Origin of the sequence: Actinokineospora sp., from assembly GCF_052390155.1 — a bacterium.
In the GTDB taxonomy this organism is placed as follows: Bacteria; Actinomycetota; Actinomycetes; order Mycobacteriales; family Pseudonocardiaceae; genus Actinokineospora.
In genome coordinates this window covers 89,589-110,449 of the sequence record NZ_JBQTHF010000028.1, presented here as the reverse complement: position 1 = coordinate 110,449, position 20,861 = coordinate 89,589, and the positions used below count along the sequence as shown (strand labels likewise).

Annotated in this window: 17 protein-coding genes; 7 read left to right on the top strand and 10 right to left on the bottom strand. The window is 73.0% G+C overall.

The window, feature by feature from the left end; genetic code table 11:
- The 4 genes from ACT4N7_RS10890 to ACT4N7_RS10875 all read right to left on the bottom strand — a co-directional run bounded on the left by ACT4N7_RS10890 (nt 1) and on the right by ACT4N7_RS10875 (nt 3,219).
- Nucleotides 1-291 (bottom strand): hypothetical protein, encoded by a 291-nt coding sequence (locus ACT4N7_RS10890; RefSeq protein ID WP_444828529.1) that lies wholly within the window; start codon nt 289-291, stop codon nt 1-3.
- Between the two features lie 91 nt (nt 292-382).
- Nucleotides 383-961 (bottom strand): hypothetical protein, encoded by a 579-nt coding sequence (locus ACT4N7_RS10885; protein WP_444828527.1) that lies wholly within the window; start codon nt 959-961, stop codon nt 383-385.
- 77 nt (nt 962-1,038) lie between these two features.
- A complete protein-coding gene (locus tag ACT4N7_RS10880; RefSeq protein WP_444828569.1) occupies nt 1,039-2,484 on the bottom strand; it encodes an SDR family NAD(P)-dependent oxidoreductase in 1,446 nt (481 codons plus the stop codon).
- 330 nt (nt 2,485-2,814) lie between these two features.
- A complete protein-coding gene (locus tag ACT4N7_RS10875) occupies nt 2,815-3,219 on the bottom strand; it encodes a DUF6319 family protein (RefSeq protein WP_444828526.1) in 405 nt (134 codons plus the stop codon).
- Between the two features lie 143 nt (nt 3,220-3,362).
- On the opposite strand from ACT4N7_RS10875, the gene hrpA reads away from it, so the two are divergent.
- The 5 genes from hrpA (at nt 3,363) to ACT4N7_RS10850 (ending at nt 13,030) form a co-directional block, all read left to right on the top strand.
- Nucleotides 3,363-7,268: an ATP-dependent RNA helicase HrpA gene (gene hrpA, locus ACT4N7_RS10870; protein WP_444828525.1), complete on the top strand. Its 3,906-nt coding sequence runs from the start codon at nt 3,363-3,365 to the stop codon at nt 7,266-7,268.
- Nucleotides 7,269-7,342: 74 nt separating this feature from the next.
- Complete coding sequence (locus ACT4N7_RS10865; protein WP_444828524.1) at nt 7,343-9,406, top strand: SIR2 family protein; 2,064 nt, start codon at nt 7,343-7,345, stop codon at nt 9,404-9,406.
- The gene (locus tag ACT4N7_RS10860) at nt 9,403-10,824 is read left to right on the top strand and encodes an nSTAND1 domain-containing NTPase (protein WP_444828523.1); all 1,422 of its coding nucleotides are present in this window, start codon (nt 9,403-9,405) and stop codon (nt 10,822-10,824) included. The genes ACT4N7_RS10865 and ACT4N7_RS10860 overlap by 4 nt, the downstream gene beginning before the upstream one ends.
- 98 nt (nt 10,825-10,922) lie before the next feature.
- On the top strand, nt 10,923-12,302 hold the full coding sequence (locus ACT4N7_RS10855) for a hypothetical protein (RefSeq protein ID WP_444828522.1): 1,380 nt from the start codon (nt 10,923-10,925) through the stop codon (nt 12,300-12,302).
- Nucleotides 12,299-13,030 (top strand): enoyl-CoA hydratase/isomerase family protein, encoded by a 732-nt coding sequence (locus ACT4N7_RS10850; RefSeq protein ID WP_444828521.1) that lies wholly within the window; start codon nt 12,299-12,301, stop codon nt 13,028-13,030. The genes ACT4N7_RS10855 and ACT4N7_RS10850 overlap by 4 nt, the downstream gene beginning before the upstream one ends.
- Here ACT4N7_RS10850 and ACT4N7_RS10845 read toward each other — a convergent pair whose 3' ends face one another.
- The 3 genes from ACT4N7_RS10845 to ACT4N7_RS10835 form a co-directional block, all read right to left on the bottom strand.
- Entirely contained in the window at nt 13,031-14,656 is a 1,626-nt protein-coding gene (locus tag ACT4N7_RS10845) for an amidase (RefSeq protein ID WP_444828520.1), read from the bottom strand.
- A gap of 79 nt (nt 14,657-14,735) precedes the next feature.
- Nucleotides 14,736-15,665, bottom strand: coding sequence for an anti-sigma factor RsbA family regulatory protein (locus ACT4N7_RS10840; protein WP_444828519.1), 930 nt, complete (start codon nt 15,663-15,665; stop codon nt 14,736-14,738).
- Between the two features lie 163 nt (nt 15,666-15,828).
- A complete protein-coding gene (locus ACT4N7_RS10835; RefSeq protein WP_444828518.1) occupies nt 15,829-15,969 on the bottom strand; it encodes a hypothetical protein in 141 nt (46 codons plus the stop codon).
- Nucleotides 15,970-16,023: 54 nt separating this feature from the next.
- Here ACT4N7_RS10835 and ACT4N7_RS10830 point away from each other — a divergent pair, with 54 nt between their 5' ends.
- The gene (locus ACT4N7_RS10830; RefSeq protein WP_444828517.1) at nt 16,024-16,803 is read left to right on the top strand and encodes an ion transporter; all 780 of its coding nucleotides are present in this window, start codon (nt 16,024-16,026) and stop codon (nt 16,801-16,803) included.
- Between the two features lie 4 nt (nt 16,804-16,807).
- Here the strand turns inward: ACT4N7_RS10830 and ACT4N7_RS10825 are convergent, their stop codons facing one another.
- Nucleotides 16,808-17,143 carry a hypothetical protein gene (locus ACT4N7_RS10825; protein WP_444828516.1) on the bottom strand — a complete coding sequence of 112 codons (336 nt, stop codon included), beginning with the start codon at nt 17,141-17,143 and terminating at the stop codon, nt 16,808-16,810.
- Nucleotides 17,140-18,321, bottom strand: a complete 1,182-nt coding sequence (locus ACT4N7_RS10820; protein WP_444828515.1) for a S8 family peptidase — start codon at nt 18,319-18,321, stop codon at nt 17,140-17,142. The genes ACT4N7_RS10825 and ACT4N7_RS10820 overlap by 4 nt, the downstream gene beginning before the upstream one ends.
- Before the next feature lie 151 nt (nt 18,322-18,472).
- On the opposite strand from ACT4N7_RS10820, the gene mshC reads away from it, so the two are divergent.
- Complete coding sequence (gene mshC / locus ACT4N7_RS10815) at nt 18,473-19,711, top strand: cysteine--1-D-myo-inosityl 2-amino-2-deoxy-alpha-D-glucopyranoside ligase (protein WP_444828514.1); 1,239 nt, start codon at nt 18,473-18,475, stop codon at nt 19,709-19,711.
- 3 nt (nt 19,712-19,714) lie between these two features.
- Here mshC and ACT4N7_RS10810 read toward each other — a convergent pair whose 3' ends face one another.
- Nucleotides 19,715-20,851 carry an MFS transporter gene (locus tag ACT4N7_RS10810; protein ID WP_444828513.1) on the bottom strand — a complete coding sequence of 379 codons (1,137 nt, stop codon included), beginning with the start codon at nt 20,849-20,851 and terminating at the stop codon, nt 19,715-19,717.
- Nucleotides 20,852-20,861: the final 10 nt, after the last annotated feature.

The window sequence follows — 20,861 nt, the reverse complement described above, 5'->3', positions numbered from 1 at the left end:
TCAGTCGGGTTCCGGTCGCTCCGGCGCGGGCAGCACGGCGGCCTCGGGGCTCGACCCGAATCGCCCGCGCACGCCCAGCCTGCGCTGCTTGCGCGGTGCGGGCACGGTCCCGGAGACGACCGCGCGCCGCCGCAGACTCGCCGCCAGGCAGGCGATCGCGACGCCCGCGAGCAGCATCCCGATCACCGCCCACACCGCCGAGGCGAACCGCACGGCCACCGTCAGGCTCGCTGCCGCGCCCAAGCCGAGCAGTAAGCCTTCGACGAAGTACCCGCGTCCTCTGGTGCGCATCCCGACTCCCTGTCCCGTTTCAGGGAGTACCCCGTTCCGGGGCCGGATATGCGCCGTGCGGTCGGAAACTTCGGTCCGGTGTGGACAATGGTCACGCGTTGTTGGTCGCGGTCACCGTGAGTGTCTTGGCGACCGTCTTGGCGTCCTTGGGCCAGACCGTGTAAGTGTGCGAGGTGGTGCCCGGCGTGGCGTTGCACGGGAACGACAGTTCGAGCTGGCCCGAGACCGGGTGGTCGCTGCCGTACGCGCCGTAGACGCCGGGGCTGTCCACCGCGAGCGCCGCGCCCTCGGCGCCGCTGACCTTCCACGCGATGATGACGCCCTGGCCGGGCGAGGAGAACGGCGCGTCGGGCGTGCCGACGACGGGGCAGGTCGGCTTGCGCACCACGGTGAAGCTGTCGATCCGCGCACCGCCGCCGCGCGAGGTCGTCGTCGTGGTGGTGATCTTCTTGGTGGTGGTCGGGGTGCGCGAGCCCGCGGGCTTCGCGGTGGCCGTCGCGGTCTCCGTCACCGTGATGGTGGTCGCGGGCACCGAACTCGACGTCGATCCGGCGGGCGCGCGCCCTTCGCCGCGCTGCACGCTGGTGCAGCCGACGACACTGACCCCGAGCGCCAGGCCGAGCAGCAGTCCGCCGACGACTCTCGGTCCACGCGATCCCTTGCCGTTCATGGCGATTCCCAACGTCTCCGCGGTGCGCTGTCCCTGATGTGCACTTAAGACGTGCGTCGCGGCGGGAGGTTGGTTCGCTACCAGGGCGCGGGCGCGTAGTCCTTGAGGAAGCAGCCGTGCACGTCCTCGCCCGCCTCGCCCCGCACGATCGGGTCGTACACCCGGGCGGCGCCGTCCACCAGGTCCAGCGGGGCGTGGAAACCCTCGTCCGCCAGCCGCATCTTCGTCGGGTGCGGGCGTTCGTCGGTGATCCAGCCGGTGTCCACCGCGGTCATCAGGATGCCCTCGTCGAGCATCTCCGCGGCGCTGGTGCGGGTCAGCATGTTGAGCGCGGCCTTCGCCATGTTCGTGTGCGGATGGCCCGGTCCCTTGTAGGCGCGGCTGAACTGGCCCTCCATCGCGGAGACGTTCACCACGTACTTGCGCCGCGCCGCGGCGGCCGCCAGCGCCGGGCGCAGCCTGCTCACCAGGATGAACGGCGCGGTCTGGTTGCAGAGCTGGACTTCGAGCAGCTCCATCGGGTCGACCTCGTGCACCCGCTGCGTCCAGCTATTCACCGGGTGCAGGTCGGGTACCAGCCCGCCCGCGTCGACGGCGGTGTTGTCCGCGATCCGCTCGGGCGAGGCCGACCCCGCGGTCAGCGCCAGGGCCGTCAGCGGGTGCAGGTCCGCGGCGTGGCCGATCGCGCCGGTCAGGGCGGCCGGGTGGGCGTCGCCGGTACGGCCGAGGCTCACCAGTTCGGGCAGCGGACCGGGCGGCGGGGGAGCGGACTCGGCCTCGGCCAGCAGCGCGTAGGACCCCGCCGAGCGGCGCACGGTCTGCGCGGCGTTGTTGATCAGGATGTCCAGCGGCCCCTGGGCGGCGACCGTGTCGGCCAGCGCCACCACCTGCGCCGGGTCGCGCAGGTCGATGCCGACGATGCGCAACCGGTGCAACCAGTCGGCGCTGTCGGGCATCGTTGCGAAGCGGCGCACGGCGTCGTTCGGGAACCGGGTGGTGATCGTGGTGTGCGCGCCGTCGCGGAGCAGGCGCAGCGCGATGTACATGCCGATCTTCGCCCGGCCCCCGGTGAGCAGCGCCCGCCTGCCCGCCAGGTCGGTCCGCGCGTCCCGGCGCGACCGGTTCAGCTCCGCGCACGGCGGGCAGAGCTGGTGGTAGAACGCGTCGACCACGTGGTAGCGGTTCTTGCAGGTGTAGCAGGAGCGGGCGCGCAGCAGGGTGCCCGCCGTCGCGCCGCTCGTGGCGGATACCAGCGGCAGGCCCTGGGTCTCGTCGTCGATCCGGCCGGGCGCCCCGGTCGCGGTCGACTCGGTCACCGCGCGGTCGGCGTCGGTCACCGCGGCCCGCTTGGCCGCCCGCCTGCGCAGCCGGACCGACTTGTAGATCCCGGCGGTGGCCCGGCGCACGGCCACGGCGTCCGGGTGCTCGGTGGGCAGCCGCTCGACCTCGGCGAGGACCGCCAGGCACGCCCGTATCCGCTCGGGATCGATGCCGGGCACCTCGGTCGGCACCTCGGTCGGCATCTCGGTCGGCATCTCGGTCTGGTTGTCCTGAATCGCTGTCATCCCACTGCCGTCCCGTGCTCGCGTCTGTCGTGACCACTGTAGAAGCGCCCGCCCCGCCCGCCGCCGTCCAGGTCCGCTCGCCGCGCCTGCCGCCGCCACCTCATCGAAACCCATATCCCACGAATCGCTAGTTCGATACAACTATCAAGATAATGAATGGCCAGGCTCTGGAATTTCGAGCGGGGTTGGGGACCAGGGCTCGCAAGCAAAACACAAAGCGCATCGAAGGGACCATGCGCCCGGCGGGCTGGTCGGGGCGGTCGCCGTCCCGACCAGCCGCACGGTCGGTCAGCCTTCCTGGAGTTCGGCGAGGGCCGCCTTCACCTTCGACAGCTCCGCCTCCAGCTCCGCCATGCGCGCCCGGTGCTGCTCCCGGGCGGCGTCGAGGACGGTCTCGATCGCCTTGGAGATGTCCTCGTGCAGTTCCGCCGCCGCCCGCGACACGGCGGCGGCGGGCACGGTCACGCCCTGCAGGATCCGCTTGCCCGACTGGGTGAGCTCGGCCTGCCACTCGCCCTCGGCGGTGCCGGTGACGGTGAGCGTGAGCTCGACCGTGCGGGTTTTCTTCGCGGTGCTCGTGGCCTTGGCCGCCCGGGGCTTCTTCACCGCGGGCGGCGGTTCGGCTGCCGTCGGCTGCTCGACCGCGTTCCCCTCGACAGCCTCGGCCTGCACGGTCTCAGTCTCGGTGGACACCATCCACTCCCTCTCACGACGCCTGGTGGGCCGCGTGAATTAGAACACCCGTTCGTCTCGCGGAGATCGTCGGGGCGACGTTGCCGCCCGCCGCAGGGAAACCGGGTGAAAGCGCCCACCGGCATTGCCTAGGCTGGACCCAAATGAGCACCGCCGACGTGACGTCCTCGCTCGCCGACCTGCGCGACCGCCTGCCCGAGCTGATGCTGCGCGACCAGCGCAGGCTGCGGCGCAGGCTCGACGGCGCGCGCAAGACCCGCGACGAGGCCCGGCGCCGGTCGACGCTGGAGCGGATCGCCGCGGAGATCGACACCGCGAAGCAGCGGGTGGACCGGCGCCGGGCGTCGGTGCCCGCGCTGAAGTACCCCGAGGAACTGCCGATCAGCCAGCGGCGGGCCGACATCCTCGCCGCGATCCGCGACCACCAGGTGGTGATCGTGGCGGGCGAGACCGGTTCGGGCAAGACGACCCAGCTTCCCAAGATCTGCCTCGAACTCGGCCGCGGCGTCACCGGCCTCATCGGACACACGCAGCCGCGCAGGCTCGCCGCGCGCACGGTGGCGGAGCGGATCGCCGAAGAGGTCGGCACGCCGCTGGGGGAGACGGTGGGCTGGAAGGTCCGGTTCACCGACCAGGTGGGCGACCGCACGCTGGTCAAGGTGATGACCGACGGTATCCTGCTGGCCGAGATCCAGCACGACCGGCAGTTGCACCAGTACGACACGATCATCATCGACGAGGCGCACGAGCGCAGTCTCAACATCGACTTCCTGCTCGGCTACCTGTCCCGGCTGCTGCCGCAGCGGCCGGATCTCAAGGTGGTCATCACCTCCGCGACGATCGACCCGGAGCGGTTCTCCCGGCATTTCGGCGACGCCCCGATCGTGGAGGTGTCCGGCCGCACCTACCCGGTCGAGGTGCGCTACCGGCCGCTGGTCGACCCCGAGGACCCCGAAGCCGACCCGGACCGCGACCAGACCCAGGGCATCCTCGACGCGGTGGGCGAGCTGTGCGCCGAGGGGCCGGGCGACATCCTGGTGTTCCTCTCCGGCGAGCGCGAGATCCGCGACACCGCTGACGCGCTGGCCGCCGACAATCTGCGCGACACCGAGATCCTGCCGCTGTACGCGCGACTCTCCAGCGCCGAGCAGCACCGGGTGTTCCAGCGGCACGGCGGACGCCGGGTCGTGCTGGCCACCAACGTCGCCGAGACCTCGCTCACGGTGCCCGGTATCAAGTACGTCGTGGACCCCGGCACCGCCCGGATCTCCCGCTACAGCAACCGGCTCAAGGTGCAGCGGCTGCCGATCGAGCCGGTGTCGCAGGCGTCGGCCAACCAGCGCAAGGGCCGCTGCGGCCGCACGTCGGACGGCATCTGCGTGCGGCTCTACAGCGAGGACGACTTCCTTGCCCGCCCCGAGTTCACCGACCCGGAGATCCTGCGCACCAACCTCGCCTCGGTCATCCTGCAGATGACCGCGGCGGACCTCGGCGACATGGCCGACTTCCCGTTCATCGAGCCGCCGGACAAGCGCCACATCGCCGACGGTGTGCAGCTCCTGCAGGAACTCGGCGCGCTCGACCCGGCAGAGAGCGACGTTCGCAAGCGGCTCACCCCGATGGGGCGCCAACTCGCCCAGCTCCCGGTCGACCCGCGGCTGGCCCGGATGGTGATCGAGGCCGACAAGGCGGGCTGTGTCAGCGAGGTCATGGTCATCGCCGCCGCACTGTCCATTCAGGACCCGCGGGAGCGGCCGCAGGACAAACAGCAGGCGGCGGCGGAGAAACACGCCCGCTTCGCCGACCAGGACTCCGACTTCGTCAGCTACCTGAACCTCTGGAACCACCTGCGCGAACAGCAGAAAGAGCTGTCCGGCAACCGGTTCCGCAAGCAGTGCAAGGCCGAGTTCCTCAACTACCTGCGGGTGCGCGAGTGGCAGGACATCCACAGCCAGCTCCGCCAGGTCGTGCGCCAGCTCGGCTGCACGCCCAACGACGTGGCCGCCGATCCGCGCAACGTCCACCTCGCGCTGCTGGCCGGGTTGCTCTCGCACGTCGGGTTCCGCGACCCGGCGGGCAAGGAGTACTTCGGCGCGCGCAACGCGAAGTTCGCGGTGTTCCCCGGTTCGGCGCTGTTCAAGAAGCCGCCGCGCTGGGTCATGGCGGCCGAACTGGTCGAGACCACGCGGCTGTGGGGGCGCATCGCCGCGCGCATCGAGCCGGAGTGGGTCGAGCCGCTCGCGGCCCACCTGGTGAAGCGCACCTACAGCGAGCCGCACTGGGAGGCCCGCCAGGGCTCGGTGGTGGCCATGGAGAAGGTCACCCTCTACGGGCTGCCGATCGTGGTGGCGCGCAAGGTGCAGTACGGCCGGATCGACCCGGAGATGTCGCGGGATCTGTTCATCCGCAACGCTCTGGTCGAGGGCGACTGGCAGACCCGGCACCGGTTCTTCCACGAGAACCGGGATCTGCTCAAGGAAGTCGAGGAACTGGAGCACCGCACCCGCAGGCGCGACATTCTGGTCGACGACGAGACCCTGTTCCAGTTCTACGACGAGCGGGTCCCGGCCGATGTGGTGTCCGGGCGGCACTTCGACTCGTGGTGGAAGAAGGCCCGGCACGAGCGGCCGGACCTGCTGTCGTACTCGAAGTCCATGCTGCTCAACGATTCCGCCCGCGACGTGCGCGACCAGGACTTTCCCGACACGCTCCAGCAGCACGGCCTTGCCCTGCCGCTGACCTACCGGTTCGAGCCGGGCCGCGCCGACGACGGGGTCACCGCGCGGGTGCCGATCTCGGTGCTCAACCAGCTCCAGGGCGACGGTTTCTCGTTGCAGGTCCCCGGTCTGCGCGAGGAGGTCGTCACCGCGCTGATCCGGTCGCTGCCCAAGCCGCTGCGCCGCAACTTCGTCCCGGTGCCCGACTTCGCCAAGGCCGTGGTGCACCGGCTCGGCGCCGTCGAGGAGTCCTTGCCGGACGCGGTGGGCCGAGAGTTGCGCGCCCTGACCGGCATCACGATCCCGCGCGACGCGTGGCAGTTGGACACCGTCCCCGAGCACCTCAAGACCACCTTCCAGGTGGTCGACGGCGACCGGACGCTGGCCCAGGGCAAGGATCTCGGCGCGCTCAAGCAGCAGCTCAAGTCGAAGCTGCGCGAGTCGCTCGCCAAGGCCACCGTCGACCTGGAACGCAGCGGCCTCACGTCGTGGACGATCGGCACCCTGCCCAAGGTCGCCCGCACCGAGCAGAACGGCCTGGTGGTCACCGCGTACCCGGCCCTGGTCGACGAGGGCGGCACGGTCGCGGTGCGCATGCTCGACACCGAGATCGACCAGCGCCGGGCCATGTGGCTGGGCACCCGCGGGCTCGTGCTGCTGGGCGTCCCGTCGCCGGTGAAGCACGCCGTGCGCGGCCTGTCGAACCAGGCGAAGCTCGCGCTGTCGCACAATCCGCACGGCGGTGTCCCCGCCCTGCTGGCCGACTGCGTCGACTGCGCCGCCGACCACCTCATCGCCGAGGCGGGCGGCCCCGCGTGGGACGAGGCCGGGTTCACCAGGCTGCGCGAGCACGTGCGCGTGGGCCTCAACCCGACCGTGCTCGACGTGCTCGACAAGGCCCGCAAGGTCGTCACCGCCTGGACCGACGTGCAGAACCGGCTCACCCGCACCGCGGGCCCGATCTTCGTCGAGGCCGTCGCCGACATCCGCGAGCAGCTCGCCGCGCTGATCTTCCCGGGCTTCATCACCGCGACCGGCCACAGTCGACTGTCCGATGTGGAGCGCTACCTGCGCGGTATCGAACGCAGGCTGGACAAGCTGCCCGAGCGCCCCGACCGGGACACCGCGTGGATGCACCAGGTCCAAGACCTGGAGGACGCCTACCACGAGCAGCTCGACCAGCTCCGCCCCGCGGCCAGGGAGACCGACCAGGTGCGCGCGGTGTGGTGGATGATCGAGGAACTGCGGATCAGCTACTTCGCGCAGACCCTGGGCGCTTCGGGCGCCATCTCGGACAAGCGCATCCGCAAGGCGATCGATCAACTCGGCTGAGTCCAACTCGGCTGACCCCACACGTATCTGCGGCCCCGGTCGCGGCCTCTGCCTAGTAGCGGGAGGTGAGCGCCGTGGCGGACGACTACGCGGACCTGGAGTTCGGCCTGGTCCACGTCACCGCGCGGGACGCGTTCGACGTGAGCCTGCGCTACACCGGCGTGGACACCGTCGACTGGCCGGAGCACCCGAGCGAGCTGCTGCCGATCGACACCGCCGCGCTGGCCGACCTGGTGGACGACGACGACGCGTACGCCGACGCGCTGACCACGATGGTGTTCGGCAGCCCGGAGGTGGCCCGGTTCCACGAGAAGGCCATGGCCGCCGCGCAGACCATCCCGGTCCACTTCAGACTGCACGTCGACGGCCCGCCCCGGTTCCACGCCGTGCGCTGGGAACTGCTCCGCGACCCGGCCACCGGCCTGCCGATCGCGACCAGCCCGACGGTCCTGTTCTCCCGCTATCTGTCCAGTTCGGACTGGCGCCCGGTCCCGGTGCGCCCGCCAGGGGAGTCCTCCGCGCTGGTCGTCATCGCCGCGCCGAGCGACCTCGCCGAGTACGCGCCCGGCGGGCGGGCCCTCGCGCCGGTCCTGCTCGCCGACGAGCGCGGCCGCGCGACCCGCGCCCTCGCGGGCTACCGCACCGATGTCCTCGGCGGCGACGGAACCGCCACCCTGGCCGGGATCGCCGAGCGCCTGGAGGACCCGGACGACCCGATCGACGTGCTCTACCTCGTCGCGCACGGCGCGCTCACCGACGACGTGCCGCTGCTGTTCCTCGAACGCGCAGACGGCACCGCCGAACCGGTGGACGCCCGCAGGCTGGTCGAGACGCTGCACCACCTCGACCACAAGCCGACCCTGGCCGTGCTGGTGTCGTGCCGGTCGGCGGGCACGGGGATCGCGTCGGACGACGGCGGGGCGCTCGCCGCGCTCGGGCCGCGGCTGGCCGGTGCCGGGATCGCCGCGGTGGTGGCGATGCAGGGCGACGTCACGATGGCGACCGCGCAGACCTTCGCCGAGCGGTTCTTCGCCGAGTTCGCCGAGGACGGCGTGGTCGACCGCGCGGTGGCCAAGGCGCGCGGCGCGATCCGCGACCGGCCGGACTGGTGGGTGCCGGTGCTGTTCTCCCGGCTGCGCTCGGGCCGCACCTACTACCGAACGGAGGTCGGCGGCGAGACCTGGCGGTCGCTGGCGCTGATGATGCGCACCGGCCGGTTCACCCCGGTGCTCGGCCCCGGCTTCGCCGACGGCATCGTCGGCTCACGCGCGGAGATGGCCCGCCGCTGGGCGCGCCGCTGGCAGATGCCGATCGCGGCCGCGGGCCGCGGCAACCTGGCCCAGGTCGCGCAGTACCTGCGGGTCGGGCGGTCGCCGGGGGAGGTGCGGGCGTTCCTCATCGACTACCTGCTCTCCGACCTGCGCGAGCGGCGCGGGCGGGTCGGGCCCGACGACGTCCTCGCCCGGGCCGACGCGCGCCTGTTCGACGGGCCGGACCCGGAACCGCTGATCCTGGAGCTGGGCAGGCTGCTGCGCGAGAGCGACCCCGACGATCCCTACCGGGCCGCCGCCGCGCTGCCGGTCAAGGTCTACGTCACCACCGGCTGGACCGACCTGCTGCAGGACGCGCTCGCCGCCGACGGCAAGGCCCCGGTCACGCTGTGCTTCCCCTGGAACGACACCATCGAGCAGGTCGACGCGCGCGCACTGGAGCCGCCGACCGTCGCGCGGCCGTGGGTCTACCACCTGTTCGGCAGGTTGGAGAACCCCGACTCGGTCGTGCTGACCGAGGACGACCACTTCGAGTGGCTCGGCGCGTGGATCGAGCAGCGGCCATCGATCCCGCCCGCGGTGTCGGCGTCGCTGACCAAGAACTCCTTGATGTTCCTGGGCTACCGGCTCGACGACTGGGACTTCCGGGTGGTGTTCCAGGGCATCAAGAGCTTCGGCGGCAGCTCCCGGCTGCGCGCCAACTCCCACGTCGGCGTCCAGGTCCGCCCGGAGAGCAGGCTCATCGAGCCGGAGGCGGCGCAGCGCTACCTGGAGTCCTACTTCGGCGAGGACCGGGTCAGCCTGTTCTGGGCCGACACCCGCGACTTCCTCGCCGAGTTGCGCGCGCGGGCGGGAGGCGCACCATGAGCGGTGACACGGCGCCGATCGTGCTGCCCACCGGCAACCCGTACGTCGGGCCGCGGGCGTTCCGCAGCCACGAGCGGCTGCCCAACCGGCAGCGGGCCGCGCGCGAGCTGGCCGACCTGGTGATCGCCGAGCGGGTGGTGCTGCTGCACGCGCCGTCCGGGGCGGGCAAGACCTCGCTGATCCAGGCGGCGGTGTCGCGGATGCTGCGCGCGGACGGCTTCGTGCCGACCCGGGCCGCGCGGGTCGACAAACCGCCGCCCGCGCACGGCAATCGGTACGTGCACAGTGTCGGCGTCGACCTGCTCGGCGCGGAGACCCCCGGCCTGGACGGACTGACCCTCACCGAGATCGTCGCCCGGGTCGAGCCGCCGCTGCTCGACGGGGGCGCGCGGGTGCTGGTGCTCGACCAGCTCGAAGAGGTGCTGACCGTCGACTCGACCGACCGGGGCGCCAAGGAGGAGTTCTTCGGTCAGCTCGGCGCGGCGCTGGCAGACGGGTCGCTGTGGGCACTGCTCGCGGTCCGCGAGGACTACCTGGGCGGCTTGGACCGCTACCTGCGGTTTCTGCCCGGCAGGCTGCGCGCCCGCTACCGGCTGGACTTCCTCGACGACGCCGAGGCGCTGGCCGCGGTCCGCACACCTGCGGAGGAACAGGGAGTGTCCTTTGTGGATGGTGCGGCGGCGATCCTGGTCGATCGGCTGGCGCGCGGCGGCGGCGAGGAGGGCGGGCCGCGCACGCCGTTCGTGGAGCCCTTCCAGCTCCAGGTCGTCTGCCACACGCTGTGGCGGGTCACCTGCTCGCGCAACGGGGACTCCTGCACCGAGATCGGCCCGCCGGACGTGGCGCGGGTCGACATCGAGCGCGCGCTGAGCCGCTACTACGGCGACGCGCTGGCCGAGCTGGAGCGGGTGCACGGCGTCGAGCAGCGCGTCGTGCGCGACTGGTTCGAGCACGACCTGATCACCGCCCGCCGGTTCCGCGCGCAGACCACCGCGGGTCCGGTGCCCGGCGACCTCGGCGTCCGGCTGCTCGACGCGCTGGAGGACGCCTACCTGCTGCGGGCCGACACCCGCGCGGGCACCACCTGGTACGAGCTGGCGCACGACCGGCTGATCCCCGCCGTGCTGGCGGGCAACCGGGCGTGGCGGCACGCGACGCTCGACCCGTGGCAGGTCGCGGCCTACGAGTGGCGGCGCCACCAGCGCCAGCGCGCGTTCCTGCTCACCGGTGACGCGCTGCGCCGCGCGCCCGCGCCCGCCTGCGACGGGCTGGCCGAGCTGGAGCGGGAGTTCCTCAGCCGCTCCCGCGACGAGGCCGGGTTGGCGGACGCGCTCGGCACCACCAACCGGCTGGCCGTGCTCGCCTGCGTGCAGGCCGTGGTGATCGTGGTGCTGGCCGTGCTGCTGGTGCTGACATGACCCGCCGGACAGCACCACGCGGCGGCCAGCCGCACCCAACGGGAACGGGACGCCACCCAGCCACCGGCACCCGCCAAACCGGACAGTGTCAACCCGACGTGCCCACCAGGGTCGACTCCGGGGAGGCGGACCAGTCCGAGGCGCTGGTGGTCAACGGGGTGGACGCGGAGACCGGCGGCTACCTGTTCGCCCCCGACACCGCCGCCGACCTCGCCGCGGCCGCCCGCGGCGACGCTCCCGACGACCGGCACGTCCGCGCGCTGCGCAGGCGCGACCGCGAGCGCGAACCCACCTTCGGTGTCGCGTACGGCCACGACCCGGAGGACCTGGCGTCGGTCGGCTGGGCCGTGGTGACCGCACCCGGCAGCCCCGTGCTCGACGCGCTGCGTCCGCTGCTGAACCTGCGCCGCGCCCAGGCGGGCCCGCTGTACCGGGAGCTGGTGGTGGAGCCGGGCGACGACGACGCCGACTTCCTGCGCAGGCACGGGGCGGGCCCCGGCCCGGCCGAACCCGCCAAGGTGCCCTACTACCTGCTGCTCGCGGGCGACCCCGACGAGCTGCCGTTCACCCTGCAGTACCAGCTCGACGTGCAGTACGCCGTCGGCAGACTGCACTTCGACACCGCCGACGAGTACGCGGGCTACGCCGCGGCCGTGGTCGCCGCCGAGCAGGCGCCGCCGCGGCCGCCCGGCGCGCACCTGTTCGGCGCGCGCAACCCCGGCGACCGCGCCACCGCGCTCAGCGCCGACCGCCTGGTCGAGCCGCTGCGCGCGGAGCTGGCCGGTCACGGCCTCGCGGTGGCGGCCGACGTGGGGGAGACGGCGACCAAGGCGCGGCTCGCCGGGCTGCTCGCCGAGCCGCATCCCGGCCGGGTGCTGTTCACCGCGTCGCACGGCGTCGGTACCTCCTCGGCCCGGGCGCGCGAGATCCAGGGCGCCCTGCTGTGTCAGGACTGGCCAGGGCCCGGCGGCGGCCCGCTCGGCGCCGGGCACTTCTTCGCGGGCGCCGACGTCACCGGCAAGCCGGTGCCGGAGATCGTGTTCTCGTTCGCCTGCTACGGCGCGGGCACCCCGGCCACCCCCGACTTCGCCGATGGCCACGCCTCGGGAAAGGCTTATGTGGCAAGGCTTCCGCAGCGGCTGCTGGCCGCGGGCGGGCTCGGCTTCGTCGGCCACGTCGACCGGGTGTGGAGCTGCTCGTTCCTGTGGCAGGGCCTCGACCCGCAGATCGGCGCGCTGGCAGGCACGCTGCGGGCGCTGCTCGCCGGGCAGCGGCTCGGGTCGGCCATGGAGTACCTCAACCAGCGCTACGCCGCGATCGCCACCGAGCTGGTCACCCGGCTCGATGCCCTGCGCCGCACCGGGAAGCGGGTCGACGACCAGACCTTGGCCGCCCTGTGGACCGCGACGACCGACGCCCGCAACTACAGTGTCCTCGGTGACCCGGCCGTGCGGCTGCGGCCCGGGGAGGACACGTGATCACCACCGAGACCCACGGCGACATCGCCGTGCTGCGGCTCGACCACGGCAAGGTCAACGCCCTCGACCTGGAACTGTGCGACGCGATCACCCGCGCTGTCGGCTCGACCGAGGCGGACGCGATCGTGCTCGCCGGGGCGGGCCGGGCGTTCTCGGCCGGGGTCGACCTGCGCCGGATCGTGGCCGGTGGCGCGGACTACGTTGCCGCGTTCCTGCCCGCGCTGAGCAAGGCGTTCCTCGCGGTGTTCGACTGCCCGCGCCCGGTCGTGGCCGCTGTCGGCGGGTCCGCCATCGCGGGCGGCTGCGTGCTCGCCGCGGCCGCCGACCACCGCGTCATGTCCGGCGGCGGCATCGGCCTCACCGAGCTGCTGGTCGGCGTGCCGTTTCCGGTGGCCGCCCTGGAGATCATCCGACACGCCGTGGGCCACCGCGCCGCGTCTTTGGCCAACACCGGCGTCGTGCTCGACCCGGCGGGTGCGCTGGCGATCGGCCTGGTCGACGAGGTCGTCACCGCCGACGAGCTGCTGCCCCGCGCGTTGGCGCGGGCGACCGCGTTCGCCCGTATCCCGGCAGCCGCGTTCGCGCTGACCAAGGAGCAAGTGCACCGCCCCGCCCGCACCAGCGTCGAAGCCCTCCGAACAACCGACGACCCGCGGGTGATCGCGCTGTGGCAGACACCCGAGCGGCTCGCCGCGATCGCCGCCTACCTGGACGCCCTTTCGCGATAGTCAGCCGACGGTGGGCAGGAACCGCGGTGGCTGCCGGACCTTGGTGCCCTGCTCGAACGCGTACGCGACCGCCAGCAGCGTCGGCTCGCTGAACCGGCCGCCCATGATCGACATGCCCAGCGGCAGCGCGCCCGAGTACGCCATCGGGACGGTCAGGTTCGCGTAGCCCGACACCGCGGCCATGCCCGCGGAGCCGAACAGGAACGCGTCGCCGGAGCCGAGGGTGGTATTCCACGCCGGGCTGTTCGTCGGCGCGACGATCGCGTCCAGCCGATACCCGCCCAGCACCTCGTCGAGTCCGCGCCGGGCCGCGCCGGTGGCCGCAGCGCGCACGCGGCGGTACTCCGGGTCGCTCAGGTCACCGGTGGTGGCCTGCGCCTGCTCGAAGACCTCCTGGGCGAAGAACGGCATCTCCCGCGCGGCGTTCGCCCGGTTGAACTCGATCAGCCCGGCCAGGTCGCGCGGGTGCTCGCCCGGCGTGGCGGCCAGGTAGGCGTTGATGTCGTGCTTGAACTCGGTGAGCAGCGCCGGGAACTCGTTCTCGTTGACGATGTCCCGATACGGGATCGAGATGTCCACAGTGGACGCGCCGAGCCCGCGGAGCTGCCCGACGGCCCGGTCCAGCGCCGCGTCGGCCGCCGGGCTCGCGCCGCCCGCGGCGTCGCGCCACACGCCGATCCGCTTGCCGCGCAACGCGTGCGGCCGCAGGAACCGGGTGTAGTCGGCGAGCGCGTGCGCCCCGCCGTCCACTGTGGACTCGTCGCGCCGGTCCGGCCCGTTCATGGCGGCCAGCAGGATCGCGGCGTCGGTCACGTTGCGCGCCATCGGGCCCGCGGTGTCCTGCGCCGCCGAGATCGGCACCACGCCCGCGCGGCTGACCAGCCCGATGCTGGGCTTGACGCCGACAATCCCCGTGGCACCGGAGGGGCAGACGATCGACCCGTCGGTCTCCGTGCCGACCGCCACCGTGGCCAGGTGCGCCGACACCGCGACGGCAGAGCCGCTGGACGAGCCACACGGGTTGCGGTCGAGCACGTACGGGTTGGCGGTCTGCCCGCCGACCGCGCTCCAGCCGCTCGTGGACATCGAGGAGCGGAAGTTGGCCCACTCCGACAGGTTGGCCTTGCCGAGGATGACCGCGCCCGCCGACCGCAGCCGGTGGACCAGGTGCGCGTCCCGCGCGGGCCGGGCGCCCGCCAGCGCGAACGACCCCGCCGTCGTCTGTTGCCGGTCCGCGGTGTCGATGTTGTCCTTGAGCAGCACCGGGATGCCCTCCATCTGGCCGCGCGGGCCGTGGCGGTGCCTGCGCGCGTCGCTGGCCGCCGCGAGCCGCAGCGCGTCCGGGTTCGTCGCGATCACCGCGTGCAGCGTCGGATTCAGCACCCGGATGCGCTGTAGGTAGAACGCCGTCAGCCGGACCGAGGACAGCCGCCCGGTGTCCATCGCGCGCTGCAAGTCCGGGATGGTGGCGCGCTCCAGGTCGATGCCCGCGACGACCGGAGCGGGGACCGGGGGCGTGCCCCGGTCCGCGGTGCCGGGTGCCGCCGTGGCGGAGGTGACGAACAGGACCGCGACAAGCGCGGCGAGCGTGCGGATACGACCCGACAAGACGAACCTCCGAGGCATCGAGGACCGCCCCAGCAGTACACCGCGCGCGTCGAGTGGTCAATCACGCACAGCGCGGCGGGTTGATGGCCGACACGGCCTAAACCTGCCTGCGCATGTGCAGGCGCACCACGGTGCCCGTCGCCGGGGCCGAGCGGATCTGCACCAGGTCGCAGAGCTGGTTCGCGAGCCACACCCCGCGCCCGCCGCGCACCGACGCGCGCGGCATCACGCGGCCGACCATCGGCTCGGCGATGTGGCCGCCGTCGCTGACCTCGCAGACGAACGCGTCGCCCGCCGACCACAGTCGCAGGGTGCCGCGCTCGCCGCCGTGGCAGATGCTGTTCGTGACGATCTCGTTGGTCGCCAGCGTCAGGTCGAGTGCGCGGTCGCGGCTCAGGCCGAACCCGCTCGCCCGCACGGTGACCAGGTCGCGCAGCTCCGGCAGGTCGTCGAGGGTGAAGTGCGCCATGTCGGACACCTCCGCGGGCGCGGGCAGCGTCGCGGCGAACTCGCCGTGCGCCTGGTCGGGGTCGTACCGCTCGCTCGGCTTGCTCACCCCGGCGTCCACCAGCACCGAGTGACTGCGTTCGGCCGCGCCGACGACCTCGTCCTCGACCGCCGCGACGTCGTACGGGCACCGCAGCCGCAGTCCGGCCGCGCCCTCGAACGCCTGGTTGACCAGCGCCTCGTGCAGCCCCACCTCGGCGAGCTGGTCCGCGTCGATCGTGGTCCACACCGGCTCGCCGAGGCCACGCGCCGGGCGGCCGTCCGTGCCGTCGACCAGCTCGCGCAGCGCCGGGATGACCCGCGCCGGGTTGCGGCCGACCTCGGTCATGTCCAGGAACAGCACCTGGTCGGCGTCCTCGTCCAGCGCCGCGCGCACCAACTCGATCCGCGCGGGCGGCAGCAGCGCGAACACCGTCTCGCCCGCGCGGGCCCCCTCCCGCAGGAACGGCACCGTCCCGTCGAGGAAGCCCTCGTCGTCGCGGTACACGAGCGCCTCGTGCAGGAACCCTGGTGCGCTCATCCGGTGCTCACGTCCTCTTGCCGTGGTGCGGGCGGTGTCTGTCCTCCAGGACGCGGTAGGCCCGGGTGCGTTGCCCTTCGCGTGCCGCACACCTGGCGAAGGGTACCCGCGAGTACCTCCACGGGGCCAACGGAACGTGACCCCGTCCACCTCGGCGGACGCGCTAGCTGAACGGGCTGTCCGGGGCGGGTCCGAAGCCGTCGGCCTCGGGCAGGAAGTAGGTGGGGTAGTACGGCACCAGCGGCCCGCCCAGGTAGACCCGCACCCGCTTGGCCGACGGCTCGATCCAAAGTGGTTCGCTCACCCGCCCGACGCTGCGCCGCGGCGCGCGGGGCCCGAAGTGGCATAGGTTCGCGCCATGGTCATCCCCTTGGCGGCGTCGCCGAAGAAGCACCGGGTCAGCCTCGACGACTGGCTGATGACCCTGCTCGCGGTGGTGTCGGTCGGCCTGCTGGCCTACCGCGCGTTCTGGAAGCCCGACCCGCAGGTGGCCACGCTGATCGTGCGGATCGACCTCGGGCTGTGCGCGGTGTTCGCCGTGGAGTTCCTGTGGCGCTGGCGCTCTGCCGGGTTCTCCGGCCGGTTCCTCGGGCACAACTGGTACGACGTGGTCGGCATGGTTCCGGTGGCACACCTGGCTTTCCGGGCCTTCCGGCTACTGCGGTTCGTGCGCATCGCGGTCGTGCTGACCCGGCTGCGGATGCCGGTCGAGCGGTCGGTCGGCGAGGAGTTGGCGCACCGGGCGATGGGCCGGTTCGGCGGGGTGCTCATCGACGTGATCAAGAAGCCGCTGACGGTCGCGGTACTGGAGGAGGTCGTCTCCGTGCTGCGCACCGGGCACTACGCGCGCAACATCGCCAGCGCGCTGGCGGAGAACCGCGCCGAGATCCGCGCGATGGTGCTGGAGAAACTCAAACACGACCGCCAGGTGGGCAAGCTGTCGGTGCTGCCGTTCCACGACGAGATCGTCTCCGCGGTCTCCGACGCCGCCCTGCGGGTGATCCTGGAGATGCTCGCCGACCCGCGCACCGACGAGCTGATCTCCGACCTGCTGCGGGAGAACATCGACCAGATCCGGCAGGCCGTGCACGCGGGCGATCACCGCGCGCTGCCCGACCCGGCTCCCGCCGACCGCTAGCGCGTCACTGGACGTCGCTGTCCGGCTCCGGGATCTGGAACGACGCGAGCTGCGGCTCCACACCGTCCACACCGGACACTTCGGACAGCGCGGCCAGCGAATCGACCGCGACCGACCCGGTGATGGTGCCGATCGGTTCGAGCACCTCCTCGACCAGCAGGCCCGCGTCCCGCAGGTCGGCCACCAGCTCGGTCAACCGGGCCAGGCCCGCGTCGTCCACGGTCACCAGCACCCGCTCGGTCTCCGCACCCGTCGACGGTTCGCTCGCAGGCTCGCCCTGTGTCGTTGGTTCGCTCGCAAGCTCGCCCTGTTTCGATGGTTCGCTCGCAAGCTCGCTCACGGCGCCTGCACCAGGCCCGCGCCGACGTCGACCGACGGCAGCGGCATCCGGCTTGCCATCTGGGTGAGTCGCGCCCACAACTCCCACGCCCGCGCCCCGGTGGCCTGCGCGATGAGCGCCGCCACCCCGGCCACGTGCGGGGTCGCCATGCTGGTGCCGCTGATCCGGTTGTGCGCCAACGGATTCGGCCACGACGAGTACACGTCCACGCCCGGTCCCACCAGGTCGACCTGGCCGATCCGGTCGACCGTGCCGCAGGAGAACGGCGCGACGGCCTGCGCCACGTCGACCGCGCCGACGGCCAGGACCGACGGGCAGTTGGCCGGGTGGCCGACCGGGCTGATCTTCCCGTTGCGCCGCTTCGACTCGTTGCCCGCCGCCGCGATGATCAGCGTGCCCTGGGCCAGCGCGCGGGTCGCCACGCTCTCGTAGGTCCGCGAGAACGGGTCGCCGGGGCGGGTGGCCGCGCCCAGCGACATGGACACCACCGGGCAGCCGTTGGTGATCGCCCACGCGATGCCGGACAGGATGCCGCCGTCCGCGCCGGAGCCCGCGTTGCTGAGCACCTTGCCCGCGAAGATCTCCGCCTCGTGGGCGACGCCGTAGCCGGGTCCGGCCGCGGGCTCCCGCGGCCCGCACGAGGTGCCGATGCAGTGCGTGCCGTGGCCGTGGCCGTCCTGCACCTCCTCGCCCTGGACGAACGAGCTGGTGGTGACCGCGCGGCCGGCGAAGTCCGGGTGCGCCAGGTCGAAGCCGGTGTCCAGCACCGCCACCCGGATGCCCGCCCCGGTCGCGGTGCTCAACTGTGCGCCGACAGCCTGCAGGCCCCAGGTGAACAGCGTCTCGTCGACGGTGGCCGTCGCCGCGGCCGCGGGCGCCGCGTTGATCGCGTAGACCCGGCGCTCCCGCTCGATCAGCGCGATCGGCCCGGACTCGGTCGCGGCCCTGGCCAGCGCCCGCGCCTGGTCGGCGTCGGCGTTGACCACGGCGACGCCGAGCTGGTGCAGCACCAGCCCGTCCGTGCCCGCGAAGTCGACAGCCGCGCCGCCGGAGTCCGCGCTGCTCGTGGTGCGGATGCCCGCCACCCGCGACAGCGCGCGCGTGCCCGCCGCCACCGCGTCGTCCTCCAACAGCACGAGGTACCGGCCCGTCGTGCCGCCTTGTCGGGGACTGGTCATCATCCCCACCCCTCTCGGTTCGCGTACTCCCATATACAGACCAGATCGGCGGCGTCAAGTGAGATGTAACGGGACTCACACATGTCCGGTTCCGCGGTCCCGCCACGTGGCTCACCCTGAACCCCGGTGAGCAGACGTTTAGGGTCGAGCCATGCAGACCTGGCTCTCCGACCCGGTGCCGCTGGTGGCAGGCACACCGCGGCCGCTGCGGCTCCACGACACCGCCGCGGGCGGGATCCGGCCGACCGCGCCGGGGCCTACCGCGACCATGTACGTCTGCGGGATCACCCCGTACGACGCCACGCACCTCGGGCACGCGGCCACCTATCTCGCGTTCGACCTCGTGCACCGGATCTGGCTGGACAACGGCCACCACGTGCACTACGTGCAGAACGTCACCGACGTCGACGACCCGCTGCTCGAACGCGCCAAGCGCGACCAGGACGACTGGGTCGTGCTGGCCATGCGGGAGACCGCGCTCTACCGCGAGGACATGGCCGCCCTGCGGGTGCTGCCGCCGCGCGACTACGTCGGGGCGGTCGAGTCGATCCCGGAGATCGTGGAGGCCGTCGCCAAGCTGCTCGCGGGCGGCGCCGCCTACCGGGCCGACGACCCCCGGTTCCCGGACATCTACTTCGACCACCGGGCCAGTGGCCGCTTCGGCTACGAGTCGAACTACGACGAGCCCACGATGACCCGGTTCTTCGCCGAGCGCGGGGGAGACCCCGACCGGGTCGGCAAGCGCCACCCGCTCGACGCGCTGATGTGGCGGGCCGCCCGCCCGGGCGAGCCGAGCTGGGACACCGAACTCGGTCCGGGCAGGCCCGGCTGGCACGTCGAGTGCAGCGTCATCGCGCTCAACCGGCTGGGCATGGCCTTCGATCTGCAGGGCGGCGGCTCGGACCTGATCTTCCCGCACCACGAGTTCAGCGCCGCGCACGCCGAGGCGCTGACCGGCGAGCACCCGTTCGCCCGGCACTACGCGCACGCGGGCATGATCGGTCTGGACGGCGAGAAGATGTCCAAGTCGCGGGGCAACCTGGTCTTCGTGTCCCGGCTGCGCGCCGACAAGGTCGACCCGATGGCCGTGCGGCTCGGGCTGCTCTCGGGCCACTACCGGACCGATCGGTCCTGGACCCACGACGTGCTGGACGAGGCCCTGGCCCGGGTCCAGCGCTGGCGGGCCGCGGTGGGCTCGGCCGCCGGGGTGGACGCCGCGCCGCTGGTGTCCCGCCTGCGGGACCATCTGTCCGACGACCTGGACACCCCCCGGGCGATCGCGGCCGTCGACGCGTGGGCCGACCAGACCCGCTCCGGCGCAGGTCACTACACCGAGGCACCCGCCGCGGTCCGCACCGCCCTCGACGCGCTGCTGGGGGTCGCCCTCTAAGCCCTAATCCCTAGGCCCGGTCCGGGCGGGACGGCGGGTGAGCGCGGCGGGCGCCGACAGCGCGAGCAGCACGGCGGGCAGCAGGAACCCGACCGCGGGCGCCGCCACATACACCGGGGTGAACGCGAGCGGCGCGATCGCGGCCCCGGTGAACCGGAACGACTGCACCACCGACACCGACCCCGCCCGGTTCGGCCCGTCGCCGGAGAGCACCAGGGCGTTCAGGCCGACCAGCAGGAACTGCGCCGCCACGCCCGCCACCGCCCACAGCGCCGCCACCGCGGGCAGCCACGGCAGCGTCCCCACCAGCGCGATCGGCACCGCGCCCGCGACCGTGCCGATCAGCACCGCCCGCCGCGCGCCGATGCGGTCGATGCCGCGGCCGACCGCCCGTGCGCTGAGCAGGCCCAACACGCCGAACCCGGTCAGCAGCAGCCCGCGCTCGGCGGCGCCGAGGGCGAACACGTCCTCCGCGCGCAGCGCCACCAGGAACGACAGCCCGCCCAGACACCCCCAGCCCACCAGCGCCACCGCGCCCGCGCGCAGCACCGCGGGCCGCCACGCCGAGCGCAGCGTCGGCGGTTCGGCGTGTCGGTCGCGCGCCTCGTCCGGCAGGCCCGCCACCGCCAGACCGGCCGCGACCAGGCCGACCCCGGCGAACGCGAGCCGCCAGGTGGCCTCGGCCGCGAGCCCGCCCAGCAGCGGCGCGCTCGTCTGCCCAGCGGCCTGCAATGAGCCGAACAGCCCGAGGGTGCGGCCCAGCCGGGCGGGCGGGGTGATCGCCGCGATCGTGGCCAGCAGCAGCGGCGTGGTGAACGCGTTGGCCGCGCCCTGCACCGCCCGCGCGGCCAGCAACAGCGGAAACGTCTCCGCCAGCGCGCACACCGCCGACGCGCCGACGTAGACCAGGTACGCCACCCGCACGCTGCGCCCCGCGCCCCAGCGCGCGCCCAGCGTCCCGGAGAACAGCATCAGCGTCGCGAACGGCACCAGGTACGCCGTCAGCGACGACGCGGCCACCTGGCTGGACACGCCGAAGTCGCCGCCGAGTTCGGGCAGCATCGAGGTGGTGATGCCGCCGCCGAACGGACCGAGGAACCCGCCCGCGTAGAGCGCCGCGAGCGCGATCCGCCGCCGCACGGTCCCGCGA

Coding starts and splice junctions, on each gene's coding strand:
- ACT4N7_RS10840 (WP_444828519.1), bottom strand. CDS start 15,665: ATGAGCGCACCAGGGTTCCTGCACGAGGCGCTCGTGTACCGCGACGAC.
- hrpA (WP_444828525.1), top strand. CDS start 3,363: ATGAGCACCGCCGACGTGACGTCCTCGCTCGCCGACCTGCGCGACCGC.
- ACT4N7_RS10885 (WP_444828527.1), bottom strand. CDS start 961: ATGAACGGCAAGGGATCGCGTGGACCGAGAGTCGTCGGCGGACTGCTG.
- ACT4N7_RS10820 (WP_444828515.1), bottom strand. CDS start 18,321: ATGACCAGTCCCCGACAAGGCGGCACGACGGGCCGGTACCTCGTGCTG.
- ACT4N7_RS10830 (WP_444828517.1), top strand. CDS start 16,024: ATGGTCATCCCCTTGGCGGCGTCGCCGAAGAAGCACCGGGTCAGCCTC.
- ACT4N7_RS10845 (WP_444828520.1), bottom strand. CDS start 14,656: ATGCCTCGGAGGTTCGTCTTGTCGGGTCGTATCCGCACGCTCGCCGCG.
- ACT4N7_RS10880 (WP_444828569.1), bottom strand. CDS start 2,484: ATGCCGACCGAGGTGCCGACCGAGGTGCCCGGCATCGATCCCGAGCGG.
- ACT4N7_RS10860 (WP_444828523.1), top strand. CDS start 9,403: ATGAGCGGTGACACGGCGCCGATCGTGCTGCCCACCGGCAACCCGTAC.
- mshC (WP_444828514.1), top strand. CDS start 18,473: ATGCAGACCTGGCTCTCCGACCCGGTGCCGCTGGTGGCAGGCACACCG.
- ACT4N7_RS10890 (WP_444828529.1), bottom strand. CDS start 291: ATGCGCACCAGAGGACGCGGGTACTTCGTCGAAGGCTTACTGCTCGGC.